This window comes from Paenibacillus hodogayensis (assembly GCF_039536325.1).
Lineage (GTDB): Bacteria > Bacillota > Bacilli > Paenibacillales > NBRC-103111 > Paenibacillus_AB > Paenibacillus_AB hodogayensis.
Genome location: NZ_BAAAYO010000001.1, coordinates 410443 through 429045, shown reverse-complemented (window position 1 = coordinate 429045; position 18603 = coordinate 410443). Strand labels below are relative to the sequence as shown.

The following is an 18603-nucleotide window of genomic DNA, read 5'->3' as shown; positions in this document are numbered from 1 at the left end:
CAATTATTGATATCATAGTAATGTCTGTTAATATTCTTTGATTTTCCGTTTCGCGAGATGACCCAGTTAGGTTATATATAAGTTGAACGAATGATTGAAGTCCGTTGCATTCCGAAAAGAATTGCCTTGCCGCTTCAAACATGTTGTTTTGAACTCCTTTTTATGGAATAAACCTTGTAGCGGCAGGAGTTCAAAGCCAAAACTCGCTTGCAAGGCTCATCCCTTTTCTCCATTTCACTCCGCCTTTCCATGAAGTTCTTTCGTTCAGCTTATATAGCTTCCTATTGGAGGATTATGAATATGGTCAAAATTCTTATCGTGGACGACGATCCGCACATTCGCGCCCTGATGCGCCTTTACTTGAAGAAGGAAGGGTTCGATCTGACCGAGGCGGACAACGGCATCGATGCGCATGCCATCGTCAAAGGTTCGGGAATCGATCTGGTTATCCTTGACATTATGATGCCGCAGATGGACGGATGGGATTTGTGCAATGAGATTCGGAAAAGCGACCCCGACATTCCGCTCCTGATGGTAACGGCCAAGGGCGAATCAGGTCAAAAGATAAAAGGCTTCCAGCTCGGAACCGACGATTATATGACGAAGCCGTTCGATCCGGTCGAGCTTGTGATGAGGGTGAAAGCGTTACTGAGGCGATACCGTATTGCCTCGTCCCAGGTCATCCCGTTGGGCAACATCGTGCTGAACCGGAAAACGTATAAGGTCATGCGGGGAGAAGAGGAATTGGCTTTGCCTCTGAAAGAATTCGAACTGCTGTTCATGCTTGCCAGCCACCCGGGGCAGATTTTTACGAGAGAACAGCTGATCACGCAGATTTGGGGCATGGATTATGAAGGCGACGACAGGACCGTCGACGTACATATCAAGAGGCTGCGGGAACGCTTTGCTGGGGATGACCGCCATTTTCGAATTGAAACGGCACGAAGCGTCGGCTATCGTCTGGCGGTGAATCCTTGATGAAAACGTTATACGTTCGCTACGTGCTGACTTTTCTGGCCGTTATCGTCATCAGCTTGATCTCATCCCTTCTCCTCGCCCTTGCTCTATTCCAGAATGATCTAAACGATACGGGGAAAAACGATATGATTGCGGTCGGCGATCGTATAAAACGCGTGTACGAGCAAACGAATCCTCCGGATTTGGTTGCTTTCATGGATAATATGGCCGAAATGGTCTCCTATACTTTGCAGCTTTACGACGGCAATGGCGGGGTGAGCTCCTATGTACCGACCAATGGCAAGAAGACTGAAGGGATAAGCCCGGAAGCCGTTCGCAAGGTGCTGAGCGGTGAGCTGTACCGTTCGCAAGGAGAAGATAAAGGAACGTTTGTCGGCCTACCGTTTTCATCCGAAGGAAAACGTTATGCCTTATTTTTGCAGAGCTCTTCCAAGAACGAAATCACGCTCATCCGTTTGTTTTTCACCATTCTGTTCCTCATGCTCGCAATCGGAAGCTTGTGCATTCTCGTTGCTGCCCGATACCTGGTGAAGCCTCTTCAAGCGATGACGGACGCGACCAAGCGGCTGGCCAAAGGCGACTTCGAGGTTCAGTTGAAAATCAATCGCCGAGACGAGTTGGGAACGCTCTCGCGGAGCATTAACGACATGGCTCGGGAAATCAAGCAGATGGAGCGGATGCGACAGGACTTCGTATCGAACGTGTCTCATGAAATCCAATCGCCGTTAACTTCCATCTCTGGATTCGCGAAGGCGTTGAAAGATGGCAATCTGGTTATTGCGGAGGAGGATCGCGTCCAATACTTGGATATTATCGTTACCGAAAGTGACAGGTTGTCCAGACTCAGCGATAATCTGCTGAAGCTTACTTCCCTCGAATCGGATCATCATCCGTTCGAGACGGAATCGTTTAACCTCGATGAGCAAATTCGGCGAGTTATCGTCGCGTGTGAGCCGCAGTGGTCGGCCAAAAGTATTCACGTTGACATAGAGTCCGCTTCGGGTAACGGCGTCAGAATAACGGCAGACCGGGATCAACTCAATCAAGTTTGGATGAATTTGCTCGGGAATGCCATCAAGTTTACATCCCGCGACGGACAAATCCTCATCGCGATCAAACGACCCCATCCTCATGAGATTGCCGTGGCGATAAGCGATTCCGGGATCGGCATCGCGCCGGAGCATTTAAGCCCTATTTTCGAGCGCTTTTACAAAGCGGACAAATCGCGGGCCGAAGACCGGAGCGGCAATGGACTTGGTCTTGCCATCTCCCAAAAAATCGTTGCTCTCCATCGCGGAAGCATAGAGGTGAATAGTACGGTCGGCCTCGGCACAACGTTCACCGTGACGCTTCCCGCTGTCCCTCCCACCAATTCCGTTCTTTAAAAAATGAGTTCACGCTCCGTTCATATTTCTCCGTTAAGTTCTATGCGAAACACATTGAACCGATCGGAGGAATAGGAACGATGAGCTTTATTCAAGATGTTTTCGATTCATTGAAATGGTTGACTGTCTGGGAAGTGATTTTATGTGCGCTAAACTTGTTCGTCTTGTTACGGTATGTTTTGCCCCTCCTCAAAAATAACCGGTGGTTTGATTTTATACCAAGCGTCGGTGTAATCATTGCGGTTATAAGCCTCTTCAACGGCGATACCTCTATATTGGCTCTGCTGATTTACTCCTCTACGGCCATCCTTTTCGTATGCACCGTTGGAAGAATCTTCAAACCGGCCATTAAGCCGATGTCCCTGAAGATTCGGATCGTCATGGTTATCGTTTGCGTCCTTGGTTCCCTGCCTACGCTATTTGCATTATCCATTGCGGGTGAAATTCGATACAATCCGGTGAGCGATTTAAGCCATCAGAGCTATTCCAAAGCTTTCATCGCGATGAACGAAAGGTTGTCCAACGAATATCCTTTCGGAGACTGGAAACAAATCGATTGGGAAGGACAGAGAAATAAATACGAGCCTCTATTCCTCCAAGCGGAAATCAACCAAGATCCGAACCTTTACTATAAAACTTTAAGGGAGTATCTCTTTTCTTTCCGTGACGGTCATATCAAAATAACGAACGAACATCTGTACGATGATAATAACACGTTTAAGAAAGAGGTCGGTGGCGGAGTCGGTATTAGCGCAGTTCGATTGGATAACGGCAAAGTTTTGGTTAGCTTGCTGTTAGCGGGCAGTCCGGCCGACAAAAGCGGAATCAAACTCGGAGCGGAAATCATTTCATGGGATGGGAAAGACGTTCAGAAAGCATTGGACCAAACTTTCTGGAGCGAGAACCCGTCGGCAACCGAAGGTGATCGGATCCAAAATCAAGGACGGTTCTTGGCAAGAGCTCCGATCGGCAAAGAAATTCAAGTCGAATATCGGAATCGGGGCGATCAAGCGATTATGACTGCGATGCTTACAGCCTACGACGATCAATACGAGACCTTGAAGAAAACGAAGGTAAAGCTGAAGAAAGAAGATCCTCCCGTGGAAGGCGAGATCCTTCAGAAGGAATACGGATACGTTAAAATCAGATATTTCCTTCCCGGAACAACGCAATCCGATCCCGCGCAAGCGCTGGAAGATAAAATAAAAGAGTTTCAAGAGAAGCATGTAAAGGGAATCATCATCGATCTACGGGATAATCCGGGGGGAGAAGATGACCTTGTTGCCCAAATGGCAGGGCATTTCGTGAACGAAAAAAAGCTCTTGGAATATGTCAGTTACTACAATCGGAATACGGGACGTTTCGAAATCAACCGTGCCGAAACCAGAATAGTTTATCCTTCGCAGGTTTACTTTCCAGGGAAAATCGCTGTGCTCATTAATCATAACACCGCAAGCTCGGGGGAAGGCTTGCCTTTGTTCTTAAAAGGAATGCCCAATGTCAAAATGATCGGCTTTACGTCCACGAACGGTTCGTTCGGCGTCGTCTCCGCTCCTATAGAAATGAAAATGCCGGGAGGATATGTCGTGCGGTTCCCGGATGGCAGATCCCTCAATCGAGACAAAACGATTCAGGGCGATAGCGATGAACGCCAAAAGGGCGGAGCGACTCCCGACATTACGGTCCCCATGAACGAACAAACGTTTAGGATGAAGGTTATCGAAGGGCAGGACGTGGAATTGAATTATGCGTTAGCTTCTTTTAATGGCTAGTGCTCCATTCAGATTATCTATTAAACATTATAGTTGACAGGAAAAGAGCGGTAATTTATCATTTAACTATATAGTCATTATGTTAATTTATAAGTTAATTAATGAAAGGGAAGTGCTGACATGCCTCAAGAAATATTGCGGCCGGAATATCCGCGTCCGCAGCTAGTAAGGGAGCATTGGCTCAATTTAAACGGAACATGGGAGTTTGAATTCGACGATGAACTCATTGGGGATAAAGAACAGTGGTGGGTTGGCGACAAAGCCTTTTCCAAACAAATTCAAGTCCCGTTCGCGTACCAAAGCAAATTAAGCGGAATTGGCGAGACCGGTTTTCACGATCTGGTATGGTATAGACGCAGCTTCACCATCCTGGCGGATTGGTCGAATCCCAACATTCTACTGCACTTCGGGGCGGTAGACTATGCGGCAACCGTATGGGTGAATGGGCGGCAGGTCGCGTTCCACGAGGGCGGACACACGCCGTTCCAAGCGGACATTACATCGGCTCTCAAGCAAGGGGACAACGTACTGGTCGTTCGCGCGGAGGATTTCAGCCGCGATGTGACGCTCCCTCGCGGGAAGCAGTATTGGAAGGAAGATTCGGCTTCGATTTTCTATACGCGGACTACCGGCATTTGGCAGACGGTATGGATCGAGCCGGTCCATAAGCTGCACATTCGGAAGTTGAAATTCAAGCCGGATATCGACAGGAATGAGATTCATATTCGCACGTTCCTGAACCAAGCGCCCGCAGGCTGCAAGGCAGAGGTTCGGATCGATATTCGCTTCAAGGACGAATATTTCACCAGTACGACCATCAGTGCTCGACACGCTGAGGAAGCGATAGCCATCAAGCTTCACGATTTTAATGACCACGGACTCGGTCGCTGGTGGACGCCGCACAAGCCGAACCTCTACGACGTGACCATAACTCTGCTCGTCGACGGACAGGCGGCGGACACGTTGGACAGCTACTTCGGCATGCGCAAAATTTCCGTCGAAGCGGGTAAAGTGATGCTTAACAATCGGGTCTATTTCATGCGCTTGGTTCTCGATCAAGGTTACTTCCCGGACGGAATCCTGACGGCTCCGAGCGACGAAGCGTTGAAGCAAGACATCGAGCTGGCCAAATCCATGGGCTTTAACGGTGCCCGCAAACATCAGAAAATCGAGGATCCCCGCTTTCTGTATTGGGCTGATAAGCTGGGGTATCTTGTCTGGGGAGAAATGGCCAACGCTTACAACTATTCGGAAGACTATGTCCGCAAGGTAACGCAGGAATGGCAGGAAGCGATCGAAAGGGATTACAATCATCCGAGCATCGTGGTTTGGGTACCGATCAATGAAAGCTGGGGCGTGCCGAATATCCTCGTCGACAAGCGGCAGCAGCAGCACGCCTTGGCGATGTACCATATGACGAAGTCGATTGACGATACCCGTCTCGTCGTCTCCAACGACGGATGGGAGAGTATGAGCACCGATCTCGTAACCATTCACGATTATGCGTGGAAACGGGGCGAGCTGGAGGAACGTTATGCCACTCTGGAGAAAGTCTTGGGGCCGAAGTCTCACCGGCGCGAGGTTCTCGTAGGGGGGACGGTATACGAAGGACAGCCGATTCTGGTGACCGAGTTTGGCGGTATCGCCTTTAAGAAAAGCGAGTGGGAAGGCTGGGGGTATTCCGGCGCTGAGAACGAAGAAGATTTCCTTAAGAAACTGGCGGATGTTGTGGAGCCTTTCCTGCAATCTCCGCATGTTCAAGGCATTTGTTATACGCAGTTGACGGATGTGGAGCAAGAGATTAACGGCTTGCTGACCTACGATCGGGTGCCGAAGGCGCCATTGGAGCAAATCAAGAACATATTCGGCGGCCCTGTAAAAAATTAAGGCAAAGCCAACTTGCCGGGGAAGTCATCGATCCAGGTATGCTCAGACCAGGGTACGCTGACCGATCAGCCGGTTCCGTCCAATCGGATAGTCGAATGAGTAACGAACAACCTCCGATTCCGCAGCTCAAGTGCTGTCGGAGCCGGAGTTTTTTTCGTCAACGGCGCAACGAATCGTCCATGTTTTCAAACGAATTACCCAAGAAGGGAACTCGCTCGCCATGATACATTGTTGCTATCACAAGTGCGGGAGGATGATCTGTTATGCAACGGATGATGACCGAGGAACAACTTGAATTTTACCGGGAAAACGGATTCGTGCAGGTAGACGACGTATTCACGGCCGAGGAAATCGACGAGCTGGCGGGAGCGATGGAGGAAGCGATGGTGTCCGAGGGCGTCAACTCCATTGCTAACGGCGCCAATAACAGCAGCTATTCCAAGGTGCTGAACCAGAAAGTGAACGTATGGCGCGATCACGGCATCATGTCCAAATATTCGCTTCATGCGAGGACGGCGGACATCGCGAGACAATTAAGCGGAGCAAGCGGCATTCGGCTGTTCCATGACCATGCGCTTTGGAAAATGCCGAACGATTCGAAGCCGACGCCTTGGCACCAGGATATGCCTTATTGGCCGATGAACGAGCCCGGAGCGTTGTCCGTATGGATACCGGTCGACGATGTAGACGAACGCAACGGCTGTATGATGTTCGTGCCGGGCTCCCATAAGGTAGGCAAGCTGACCGGAATCAGCCTGACGAATCCGCAAAACTTGTTCGAATTCGCGCAGGGCACAGGTATCGAGGAGCGTCAGCCGGTCGTCGTGCCGCTGAAGAAAGGAAGCTGCACGTTCCATCACGGCCTGACGTTTCATTATGCGCATGCGAATCTAACCGACAAGCCGCGCAGAGTATTGGCCGTCATCTACATGCCGGACGGAACGACGTATACCGGGAAGAAGCATATTGTAACCGAAAATGCCGGTCTGACGGTAAACGAGCCGATTCGGGGAGGAACCTTCCCTTTGCTGGCGAAATAATAGTAGTTGAATACCGTGTGAACACGGTGACACGAATGATCCGGCATACGAGGTGTGCAGATGTCCAGGTTGAACAATGAGCGCTATTTCAAGCAAAGCCGCTTCCCGTTCTTTACTCACGTATACCCCATTGAGCCGGGTTCGAGCATCGGGGATCATTCCCACGACTTTATCGAATTGGCCTATGTCGTCGAAGGGGCGGGCGAGCATCGGTACAATGGAGGCGCTTACTATGAAATCAGGCCCGGCGACGTATTCGTCATCGAACCGGACATCGAGCATGCCTACCGGGTAAGCGAGCGGCAACGTCTCGTCATCTGCAACGTGTTGTTTCTGCCGGCTTTGCTGAAGGCGGAGCTCGATACGATGTCTTCGGTCAGCTCGTTCGTCGACTTCTTCTATGTGGAGCCGCTGCTGCGTAACGACGTTCATTTCCAGAGCCGGCTGACGCTGCCCCCGGCTAAGCAGTTGGCGATGAAGAAGCTGCTCGACTCGCTGGCGGAGGAGCATGCGGAGCGAAGCCCCGGCTACGAAATCATCATCAAGACGACGATGATTCAATTGTTCGTGTTCTTGAGCCGCTGCTACCAGCAGTCGGTCGTCCCCGTCAAGCGCACTGCCCGGGACGAGACATCGATGCACAGTGCCGTCGAATTTGTCGGACGTCATTATGCGCAGCCGTTGAGCTTGGAGCAGATCAGCCGCATATGCGGGATGAGCGCTTCCGCTTTCTCGGTCAAATTCAGGCAGCATACCGGCAAGTCGCTGATCGAATACCGCAACGAGCTGCGTATCGAGGCCGCCGAACGCGCATTGGCGGACACGAATGATTTGATCGCGGCTATCGCTCAAGATGCCGGATTTGACGATTTAAGCTTTTTCAACAAGCAGTTTAAGAAGAAGACCGGACTGTCTCCGGGGCAGTACCGGAAACAATGTCTCCGGAGTGAGATCGTCGGGGAACCATAATCGGAATGCAGCCAGAGAAGAGCATGCGGACTGATGAACCAAAGGGCTGAGCAGCGTGATATACGTGCTCAGCCCTTTTTTTCTTTCCAGGTAACCTATTCCCCGTGACTTGTTATTTCTTCGATTCCGTTTTGTGTTCAATAATTTGCAATACTTTTGGTTCAACAGCTTTTAGCAGCTGTTCATTGGAAAGCGTGCTTTTTGGAACATCGCCTCTATTTTCGCCTTGAATTTGTAAATCAACCTGCGCTTTTGCAAGGATATCGACCACTTGTTGTTTAGAGATATTTTTAGATGCTGCAATTTCCACAACAGATTTGCCTTCTGCCAATGCTTCCTTTAATTCTGTTGGGCTCATGTTTAATAAAGAAAACAGGTTTACGTTATTTAAATAGGCGTCGGCAAAATAATCGGGTTTTCCATTTGTCGAGAAAAAACCTTCTACTTTAAGGTTTGAAGGAGAAGTCTTGCCTCCGATCAGAGAAACGCTGATGGTATGGCCGTGAATAAAACCTTGGTAGAACGGCGTCGTTGATCCCTTTTTCATGTAATTCAGCATAAACGTTTTTTGATCCGGATTCTCCATTTGCTCCATGGCAAACTCGTACTCTCCGGCATCGCCATATACTTTATCAATTAGAAAATCTGCCTTCGACTTGATTTCCTGTTCGGTTAACGCCGTGAGCGGCTTCTCCTTGGACTCCCAATTCTCTTGAATGACGTGTTCGATCACACCCGTAGTACCGTTTGTATGAAGGGTAATCGTTTTGCCGACTCCTCCTTTTTCCTGAAGGACGATGCTTGTTTGTACGCCTTGAACGCTGCTTGCCTCAATAATCTCAAACGATTTAGTTTCAGGAAGTGCGCTATACAACGTTTCAAGCGCAGCTTTGCCAATCTCATCCACCTTGACTTGTTCAGCGGTCATCGGTGTTCTGGCCAGCATTTCAAACAGGGTAGGTGCCGCAAATGCTGCGGTGGGAATCAAAATCGCGGCAGCAACTATTCCGCCGATCAATCGTTTTTTCATCGATTTTCCGCTCCTTTTTCGATGCATATCGTGATAATAGGATTGCTCTATTCGTTTTGAAAGGGCCGGAGGGCACTCCATCGTTTCTGCTTCATGGTGCAGATGTTCACGGATTTTGCGTGTTAAACTCATTGATTTTTTCCAACCTTTCTGGGGGGAGATTCCATATGTGTTTTCGAAGCGCCTGGAGCCCCGCATGATATCTGGACTTGACCGTGCCGAGCGGAATTTCGAGCAATGTCGCGATTTCTTCAAGAGCATAGTCGTGAAAAAAACGCAGGATGATCACCGTTCGCTGTTTGTCGGTCAGTTTTTGGATCGCCTGCGAAATCATTTGGTTCGTCCCATCCATCAACACGGCAGGCTGATCCCAATGAGACTCTTCCCGGGAGAAGGCAAGGATGCGTTCAAAAATACGAAATCTCCGCCAGCTCTTGACCCGATATCTCTGCACTTGACGGATTACCAAGCCGTGCAGCCAAAAACGGAAAGGCCGGTTCGAATCGTAGTTGGCAAGCGAGGTCCACATTTGCGTATAGATCTCATTCATGACATCTTCCCGATCCTGCCGATGATCCACCAGAAAGGAGACTGTTCGGTAAACGTCCTGATAGGTGGCGTCATACATCGTATGAAACGCCTGCTCATCACCATCTTTCATTTTTGCGAGTAATTGGAACATATATTCACTTTGCATGCAGAGGGCCCTCCCGTGTAAGCGGCTTACACCCTATATTGTCTCTTTATCCAAATTAGGTTCGGTTCTCTTGGATACATTTTATTTTAATCGATCCGGGAACAGCAAAAACGGAGTCGCGCAAGTTTGCGGGCTCCGTTTTCCAATTCATTCGGGGTATCACAAGTTGTTGCCGGGCATTGAAGACAAGTCCTGCCGGTATCGCTGCATCCATCAAGTGCAGCCCGTCCGGCTAGACGTGAACGATCACGGTCTCCTCGTCGACCGTCACATCGTATCGCTCCACGGTTACATCGTATGTCTTCGTTCTCGTCTTCGGATCGACGATCATGCAGCCAGTCTTGATATCAAATTCCCAGAAATGCCACGGGCAACGAATAATTTCGCCTTCCTTCTCATAGGCGAATTCCCCCGGCCGGTCGGAGGTGACGTACGACGACACGATCCCGTCGCATAAAGCGGCGCCTTGATGCGGACACAGATTGCGCAGCGCGTAATACTGGCCCCCGATGTTAAATACGCCGATGCTCCGTCTGTTCGCCTCGATGACCTTCATCGAGCCCGGCGGTATTTCCGTAACGTGACCAACCGCATAACGAGCCATCAGCCTTGCCCTCCGTCCGTGCCCGCCCTCTGCGGCAGTCCGTACAGCTCCGCTGCGTTTTGGTAAAAGATGCGCTCGCGCAGCTCATCGGGCATCTTCGGGAAAGCTTGAACAGGGGAATCAAAGTCCCAATGCGGGTAATCGCTGGAAAACATCAGGCACTCGTCGGCATGGATCGCTTCAAGCATCGGCAAAAACATGTCCTTGTTATGCGGCATTTCGATCGGCTGCGATGTGACGCGTACATGCTCGCGGTAGTATTCGCTCGGGCGCTTCTTCACCCATGGCGTATGGTGGCGCAGCGCCTTCCAGTCCTCGTCCATTCGCCAGATCGCAGGGGCGATCCACAGCGTGCCGGCTTCGATCATAACGACCTTTAACGTCGGGAAAAGCTCGAATACCCCTTCGAAAATAAAGCTGGCCAGATGCGTCATCATAATGCCCGCGCGGGCGAGCCGATACTCCGCATAGTGCGATACGTAGCCGGCCCCGGTCGGCGGCGGGTTGATGCCGATTCCCTCCATGCTGACGTGAATGCCGAAGGGCAAATTATGCCTTACGCACGCTTCGTAAATGGGATAATAGTGTCGGTGCCCGTAAGGCTTCTCCGCTCCGTTCGAGACGATCACCTGCACGAAGCCGGGATGCGAGCCGACGCGGTCGATTTCCCGCGCCGATTTGACCGGGTCCTGCTTCGGAATCATGATCGACGCCTTGAAGCGCGGCTCTTTGTCGAGCACATGCTCGATCGTATAGTCGTTGCAGGCCGAGCAGATCGCCGCGGCGTAATCCGTATCCGGGGACGTATTGATCCCGTAATCCATCCCGGTAATAATCCCGTGCTCGATATTGTACTTGTCGAGAAGGTCGGCCCGCAAAAAATCGAGCATGACCGTTTCGTCGCCCTGCGGCACTTTGCGCCCCTGTATCGAGCCGTTGATGCCGCCGTTGTTGTACATCGCGTTTTGTCCCGGCACGCGCGGGCCCCACGTTTCCACCTGCTCCCGGTAAAATCGCGGCAAATACGGCTTGAGCGCTTGAAATCCGCCCCGTAGCGGAACGAGGTGAAGATCGCAATCGATAATCGAACGTTTTCTGCTCGTAGCCGCTTCCGTCGTCTGTTGCTGATCCTGCTGCATAATACTCATTGGTTTCACTCCTATCCGAATGATCTTTCTATTCATCTATACCGTTACGTTGAATCGCTCATTTTCCTTGCTTGGCCAGTTCGTCGGCGATCGCTTTATCCGCCCGCTCGGATGCGGCCCTTAGCGCCGTATTGGTGTCTGTGCCATTTTTCAATACATCGGTCGCCGCGCTGGACACTTCTTTTTCCACGAGGTTCGCATACCGATACATGTCGGCGGACGGAGCATATTTCGCCGGCAGCAGCGCCTTCAGATTTTGCGTTTTGGCCAGCGGCTCGCCCTCCGCCAAATAGCTCATCAAATGGCTCGGGTCCTTCAGCGACGACATGTAGCCTTGCCGCATCATATGCTGCTGGAACTCGTCGGAAGCAACGAACATAAGCACCTGGAACGCGGCGTCGCGAGATTTGCTCGTCTTAAACTGGTAAAAGTAGTACGGGGACACTTGCGAGCCGACTCCCGGCATATCTTTCCACTGCGGCATTTGCGCCATGTCCCAGTCCTTAAAGTCCTGCACCTTGGTCCACAACGCGGGTGCGTAGCGCGTAATATGCAGCAGCATCGCCGCGGTCCGTTCTTTCTCGAACAGGCCGACTTGCGTCGACAAGGAGATGTCGGGCAGTTCATTGCCGGCGATCTGGTACATCCGAAGCATATTGTCAAATTCCCGTTTGAACTTGTCGGCCGTAATCAGCGATTTGTTCGTCTTCAGGTCGACAAGCGGCGCCGACGATTGGTTGAAGCGCAGCACATGGATGAACGAGGAAGCAAGCCCCCGATACTGGATGCCGCCTTGCGTCCGGGTCAGTCCCTTCGCGAGCGTATACACGTCGTCCCACGTCATCCCGTCCTTCGGGTACGGCTGGGCGAATAGATCGAATATTTGCTTGTTGTAAAACAAGATCGGCGTCGAGACCGAGAACGGAATGCCGTAAATGCCGCCGTTGGCGAATTTCCGCTGCACCTCTACCGCATTCGGCTCCAACCGGTTCAGGTCAAACTTGTACGTCTTGATCAGATCGCTGATGTCGTCCTGCAACCCGAATTGGAGGAGACTGTTATACGTAATGTCGGCGGCCGAAATGTCGATGTCGATATTCAGCTGTCCGGATGCAATCAGATCGGCGAGCGACGCTCCTTTGCCCGTATTTTGATGGTATTTGATTTTGTAGTTCGGAAATTTTTTGGCAATCACGCTCCCATACTTGGCCATGAACAGCTCTTCCGATTCGCTGGGCGCCGTCGAGTTGTAAAACGTCAGCTCCGCCGGAATTGCGGTTATATCCGTCTGTGTCTGCGCCTGTGCGCTGCCGTTTCCTTCCCCTGCCGAATCGCGGCTGTTGCCGCACGATGCCAGCAGAACAACTGCGAAGCCCAGACTGGCGAGCCGGTATCTTTGTATTGGCGGCAAACTCATTCCCCCTTTTTTTGTTGCGCGAGAGTCAGGCAGCAGTTTATCGGGTAACACCGACACGATCCCGATCTAGCGGAAAAAAGCTAGTTTTAGCTTGCCGCAATCGCTTTCAGGTTTAGCATACACGCGTGCGCCAAGGAACGTAATGCACGAAATTCAGATAATATTGACACTTTTTTTGGTCGGGTTCTGCTTTACAACCGTATCGAATATGATACGCTCAAAGCAGAGGCAGACCGAGGCATTGTGCCTGCAAGCGTTTGTCGAGGTAACGCAAGAAGATGGACGACGAGGTGAACCGCATGTGCAATTGCGCGATGAAATTGCAGACGTATACGTGTGCCGGACCGCAGCCCGGATTCATGAAAGCGGAGGAAACGCTGCCGCTGTTTGTTCTGATCGGAGTGGAATCCGGTTCGTTCGACTTCGGCATCGGACAGCAAACGGGCCGGGCTTCCTTCGGCGATCTCGTCTTGGCCCCTCCCGAAGCGCTCTTTAGACGCAAGTCGCATGGGGAGATCGCCTTTCACGTATTTTACTTCTCTCCTCCGCCGGAAACGAGCTTGCTTGATAAGCTTCCGGTCGGGAAAGTATCCGTCGCGGACGTGAGCCGCCTATCCTCGACATACGCCAGCTTGCGCAAGGCATGGCGCGCGTTCGGCGCAAGCATCCGGCATTCGGATTTGACAGGCCATCTGCTGATGGATTTGCTGTACATGTGCGAATTGGAAAGGGAATACGTCTCGACCCGTACCCAAAAAGGAACCGATCCGCTGATGCAGCGGGCCGCCGGCCGCATCCATCGGCAGCTGTTCGGCGAGTTGAATATGCGGGCGATCGCGGCGGAGCTCGGCATCAAGCCGTCCGAGTTGTCCCGCCGGTTCCGCCTGTCTTACGGGGTTACTCCCGTCGAATACGCGACCCGTTTGCGGCTTGAGGAAGTAAAGCGCTTACTTCGAGAGACAAACGAAACGCTTGATGCGATCGCCTGCCGTTGCGGTTACGAAAGCGGCACTTATTTGAGCCGCGTGTTCCGCTCCAAGCTCGGCGTGTCGCCCTCCGCTTTTCGTCATTACAATCAGTTCTAGATGGATGGGCGGCTGCCTGGCAAAAAAACTTTCATGCATGTTTGTATGCGAATGATACTATCACAAAAAAAGCCCCCTCTTAAAACTTTAAAGGGGCGACTCCTTTTACAGTCGGTTTCCTCGGAATAGCCACTAAAAAAGGGACATTCTCGGAATAAAGAATACTCTTTCGGTATTACTGATTTAATTTATCCTGGCCGAAGGCCTGTGGGGGTAGCGTCAAGAAGTTTGTGTAAGTAAGGTATCTCATCGTTATGTGCGTGTAGACGTCGTGAAGCTTGGGTGCTTAGCCCAAGCGAAGGCGCGGGAGTCCTATTGCGCTGTCACCTTCGTTCCAGTAGGGTACCTTTGCTCAAACATCTCAGCGAGTTTTTTCTTTACGGCAGGATCGCCAAAGCCACGGATGACGCGACTTTCGAAGCGTTCGTTGTAGTCTATGGCCTCGAGATAGACAATCTTTTCGGCAGCGTCCATGTTAGTTAAACTGTTCATCGGTTTAAGCCGCTTTCGAATTTCTTTGTTCATCCGCTCGATCGGATTGGAGGTATAGATGGCATCCTTGATCAAGGGAGGATACTTGTAGAAGGTAAGCAGTGTCGGCAACTGATCCTTCCATGTCTTCATTTCTTTCGGGTACAGCTTTCCCCACTTGGCAGAGGCGGTGTCGAAGGCGGCGAGCGCCAAATCGTAATCCTCCGCCATGTAGACCTTTTTCAGATCCGCAATCACATCCGCTCGGTGTTGGACACGGATTTTGGGGAACGTTGCGCGAACCTTATGCACGACGCAGTGCTGCACGTCGGATTTGGGATAGGTCTCGCGGAAAGCTTCCTCGAGCCCCGACAAGCCGTCAAATACGCCGAGCAGGACCTCGGTGGCGCCTCGGTTGTACAGATCCTTGAGTACCTCGCGCCAGCCGTTTGCGCTCTCTTGGCCGCCGACGTAGAACCCGAGGATCTGACGCCGTCCTTCTTCATCAACGCCCATGGCGAAGTAGAATGACCTCACCGCTCACGGTGCTGCGTTTGAGTTTGACGTAGAGACCGTCCAAGTAAATGACAGCGTACCGCTTTTGCAGAGGGCGTTGCTGCCACATTTGAATGTCTTCGAGTACGGTGGCGGTGATGTTGCTGACGGTCGTAGGTGAATAGTGACTGCCGAACATTCCCTCGATAAAGCGTGCAACGTCCCGGGTCCCCATGCCGCCTTTGTACATCTGAATGACGGCTTCTTCCAGCCATCCGTCTCGTCGCTGGTACGGCTCGAACACATGAGTCTGGAACTGGCCATTGCGATCCCGCGGCACTTCGAGGTCTTCAATGTGTCCGTACTTGGTATGTAGGCTGCGTTTGTAGTAGCCGTTACGGCTGTTACGCTGCCCTTCCTGCTCGTCTTCCATGAAGTGCTTCATTTCCGCCTTCATGATCGACTCCAGGTTTTCTTTCACGAACCGAGTGACAAGATTTTCAAATAGATCTGAAAGCAGGTTTTCGGGTATAGTAGTCATCGAGTAGGGTTCCTCCTTGGTGGTGTCGCAGTCCCGAGGATACCCTACTTTTTTGGTGCCTGGCTAGGCCCAATTCTTGGTACACAAACTATTTTACATCCCTGTGGGGGATGATGAAGTGTATTTCGGTAGTTCTTCTTCGTTATCCAGACGATTGAATCCATCTTTCAGCATATCCGGCAGGTACAAGCGTAGCGCTTTCTCCGAAGGAGTTCTCTTTCTTAAGACAAAACCGTGTCACAATAATACAAACCCCACATTTTGAAGCCGATTGAAGAACAAGGAGCACTATTTAGCTTTTCTCAAAAAAATTGAAACGATATCAAAAATCACAAAATCTGTTTCGGAATCAATTTCATAATTCGTTAGATGGGGCGTTGCAGAATTCGTTGGAAAATGATGATTATGCATTTCGGTGAATGTAGAGAGGTCAGGCATATATCAATGTGCCTGACCTCTTATTTAGTTTGACAGATATATAACGAAGCATCATTGTCATCCGGGTTGTTTGGTTTGGTTGTACTGCGCCAATAGAGAATTGTTTGGGGAAGACGTAGCTGTAGTCTTTCTTGACAAGTGCATATGAAAACAATGAAAAAGCTGGTGCACATATTCATCAACCGTTACGCGTTTTAAAATCTAGGCGTTTCGAACATGTATCTTGCGTCTTTTTGGGTATACCAAGCTCTAACTCTTATAGTAAATCGGCGGCTCTGATATGGTTGCATTTTTACAAAATAAGTAAAAAGGCTATTACAAATTCTTCATTAGATATGAAACATGAAAAATATTACAATACCCTTATGTTATTCAATTTTTTTATAAGTATTCCAAAATGAACTGGAGGAGTTTTGATGTTAAGGAAGTTTATCTGGTTGTTTACATTGTTCACAGTTCTATTGGAATTGTGTTTGAGCACAAAAAGTATAATTCACGCATCCCCCGAGATTGGTTTGGAGGTAGTGGGGGAACAATTTAACAAACAAGTAGAGTTCTTAAATAAATCGAAAGAGGACGGCAAAAAGAAAAAAAGAGAAAAAACACAAGAATTGGAAAGTAAGAGAACCGAGTATAGTAAAACATTTATTAATAATGACAACACAGTTACTGTTGTTAAGACAACGCATTCACAACACTACCAATCAGAAGGAAAGTGGTTGGACATAGACAACAACATAAAGGATCTATCTGAAAGTCATTTTGGTAATACTAAAGAAAATGGAAATTCGTTTTTTTTTGAGAAAGAAAGAGCCGTCACGAAAGTAGTTTACGAAGACTACTTTATAAAATATGAAGCCATTACTGAGAGAACTGCAAGCGCTAGTGTTCAAGACGATGTTTTAATCTATCCAGATGTCTGGCAAGATGTTGATATTAGATATCGTACAATGAATGACTCATTGAAAATGGAGATGGTATTGAAGACAAGTTTGGCTCCCAAGAACATGCGTTTTAAAGTAGAAACTAAAGGTCTTTTGTTACAAAAGAATACTGATGGTTCACTCTCCTATAGTAATGAAGACGGTAAGGTTGTTTATATCATTCCAGAAATGTGGGTCATGGATTCTTCTAATAATGATAAGAGGTATGATAATGTTACAACAAATCTTATTACTAATAGTATTGATAATGAGCAAATATTAGAAATTATAGTAGATAGCCAGGGATTACAATATCCGTTATTAATTGATCCAACTACTACAAGAACGATTGACATATCTTATGACAGCGGGAATACATTCTATGTAGATACATCAGATATCGATGTTAGTAAAATAATAGAATTAAAAATTTCGAATTCAACTCATAGTGGGAACTATATTCCACAGAATATGCCTGCACAGATTTTTCTAACTCGCGAAGAGTATGGAGATCTGAATGGTTACGATTATCCTGGAAGTGATGGAAGAAATGTTACTTGGATTTCTGAAACTTCATCATTTGATGGCTTTGGAAATTATTCCATACTTGATAAAAATGATGTAATTAGATTGTATGGTGGTACTGGTAAATTTTATGGAGTAGTGTTCTACAACTATTTTTTTGTTTCTTATTATAGTTATTTGGCAGTCGAAATAACGTATACAGTCGACCAAACATCACCAAGTAATTTACGTGCTGAAATTACCCCCGAATTCAGTGTTAAACTTACATGGGATCCTGCACCAAACCCTAGTTTGGTAAATAAATATGAGGTTCTAATGAATAACTCGGTAATACAAAATACCTCCTCAACGCAAGTATATATATATGGATTACCGAAGAATAAGAATAATTATAGATTTAGTGTGCAATCACGATTAGTAGATGGGACTACATCTCCTACTTCGAATGAAGTCCATATTGAGCTTAATGATGCATCTGCACCTAGTAATTTAGATTGGTATCCTATTCCTGATGGATCTATTGGTCTTTATTGGACTCCGGCCGACGAGCCTAGCTTGGTCTCATCTTATCAAGTATTTGTAAACGGAGTGGAAATGAAACATACACAGTCCGATAGAATTTTTGTGAGAAATTTTTTTCCTGGAAGAAACTATAAATTTAAGATCAGATCTGTAAGAACAATAGATGGAGCTTACTCTGACTTTACTAATGAAGTCGAATTCAAAAAAGCTGAATCATCTACATATAGAAAAAGTTATGAGTACGGTTATGAAACAAATGGCCGGCTCTCCTATGTCGATATCTCAAACTCAATACGAATCTACTATCATTATGATAAAAACGGGAATCCCTATGCCAGCTCGATAATAGACAATCTGATATTTTTTTGAATCAACCGAGTTCGGAATAGGTTCAAGGGTGAAATGGGAGTCGACCAGAAAATTTATTGCAATCTTTCGGAAGGCCTTCGTTTAGCTATGAATCGAATAGTACGAACCAGTTCTCACGAATTCTACTTCTCACGAATTCTACTTCTTTTTGCATAAGTGGGTATTTCCTTTAAAAACCTAATTTAGGAGAGCTATTATGAGAAAAATTGGAAAGCTCCTGATCTTATTAAGCATATTTCTACAAATAATCTTCCCATTACTAGCTGTTGATGTTAGAGCAGAGACGTTCGAGCCAAGATCCGTCGAA

13 protein-coding genes and 1 pseudogene are annotated in these 18603 nt (G+C 48.7%); 8 read left to right on the top strand and 6 right to left on the bottom strand.

From position 1 onward, the window contains the following. The first annotated feature begins 300 nt into the window (after positions 1–300). The 6 genes from ABD796_RS01615 (at position 301) to ABD796_RS01590 (ending at position 8031) form a co-directional block, all read left to right on the top strand. A complete protein-coding gene (locus tag ABD796_RS01615) occupies positions 301–978 on the top strand; it encodes a response regulator transcription factor (protein WP_344901821.1) in 678 nt (225 codons plus the stop codon). Then, positions 978–2363: a sensor histidine kinase gene (locus ABD796_RS01610; RefSeq protein WP_344901819.1), complete on the top strand. Its 1386-nt coding sequence runs from the start codon at positions 978–980 to the stop codon at positions 2361–2363. Before ABD796_RS01615 ends, ABD796_RS01610 begins: the two co-directional genes overlap by 1 nt. A gap of 80 nt (positions 2364–2443) precedes the next feature. After that, positions 2444–4135, top strand: coding sequence for a S41 family peptidase (locus ABD796_RS01605; protein WP_344901818.1), 1692 nt, complete (start codon positions 2444–2446; stop codon positions 4133–4135). A gap of 120 nt (positions 4136–4255) precedes the next feature. Then, on the top strand, positions 4256–6022 hold the full coding sequence (locus ABD796_RS01600) for a glycoside hydrolase family 2 protein (protein ID WP_344901815.1): 1767 nt from the start codon (positions 4256–4258) through the stop codon (positions 6020–6022). 263 nt (positions 6023–6285) lie between these two features. Beyond that, positions 6286–7062 (top strand): phytanoyl-CoA dioxygenase family protein, encoded by a 777-nt coding sequence (locus ABD796_RS01595; protein WP_344901812.1) that lies wholly within the window; start codon positions 6286–6288, stop codon positions 7060–7062. 60 nt (positions 7063–7122) lie between these two features. After that, positions 7123–8031: a helix-turn-helix domain-containing protein gene (locus ABD796_RS01590; protein ID WP_344901809.1), complete on the top strand. Its 909-nt coding sequence runs from the start codon at positions 7123–7125 to the stop codon at positions 8029–8031. 112 nt (positions 8032–8143) lie between these two features. On the opposite strand, the gene ABD796_RS01585 is transcribed toward ABD796_RS01590, so the two are convergent. The 5 genes from ABD796_RS01585 to ABD796_RS01565 all read right to left on the bottom strand — a co-directional run bounded on the left by ABD796_RS01585 (position 8144) and on the right by ABD796_RS01565 (position 12921). Continuing rightward, entirely contained in the window at positions 8144–9061 is a 918-nt protein-coding gene (locus ABD796_RS01585; RefSeq protein ID WP_344901806.1) for a hypothetical protein, read from the bottom strand. Positions 9062–9167: 106 nt separating this feature from the next. Beyond that, complete coding sequence (locus ABD796_RS01580; RefSeq protein WP_344901803.1) at positions 9168–9758, bottom strand: sigma-70 family RNA polymerase sigma factor; 591 nt, start codon at positions 9756–9758, stop codon at positions 9168–9170. Between the two features lie 232 nt (positions 9759–9990). Further along, on the bottom strand, positions 9991–10362 hold the full coding sequence (locus ABD796_RS01575) for a Rieske (2Fe-2S) protein (protein ID WP_344901800.1): 372 nt from the start codon (positions 10360–10362) through the stop codon (positions 9991–9993). Further along, entirely contained in the window at positions 10362–11510 is a 1149-nt protein-coding gene (locus ABD796_RS01570) for an amidohydrolase family protein (protein ID WP_344901798.1), read from the bottom strand. The genes ABD796_RS01575 and ABD796_RS01570 overlap by 1 nt, the downstream gene beginning before the upstream one ends. A gap of 58 nt (positions 11511–11568) precedes the next feature. Next, entirely contained in the window at positions 11569–12921 is a 1353-nt protein-coding gene (locus tag ABD796_RS01565) for an ABC transporter substrate-binding protein (RefSeq protein WP_344901795.1), read from the bottom strand. A 284-nt stretch (positions 12922–13205) separates the two neighbouring features. Between ABD796_RS01565 and ABD796_RS01560 the strand changes: the two genes are divergently transcribed. Continuing rightward, positions 13206–14012: an AraC family transcriptional regulator gene (locus ABD796_RS01560; RefSeq protein WP_344901792.1), complete on the top strand. Its 807-nt coding sequence runs from the start codon at positions 13206–13208 to the stop codon at positions 14010–14012. 312 nt (positions 14013–14324) lie between these two features. Here ABD796_RS01560 and ABD796_RS01555 read toward each other — a convergent pair. Further along, positions 14325–15519, bottom strand: a pseudogene (locus ABD796_RS01555) (IS256 family transposase). 854 nt (positions 15520–16373) lie between these two features. Between ABD796_RS01555 and ABD796_RS01550 the strand changes: the two are divergent. Further along, the gene (locus tag ABD796_RS01550; protein WP_344901789.1) at positions 16374–18296 is read left to right on the top strand and encodes a DUF7948 domain-containing protein; all 1923 of its coding nucleotides are present in this window, start codon (positions 16374–16376) and stop codon (positions 18294–18296) included. Positions 18297–18603: the final 307 nt, after the last annotated feature.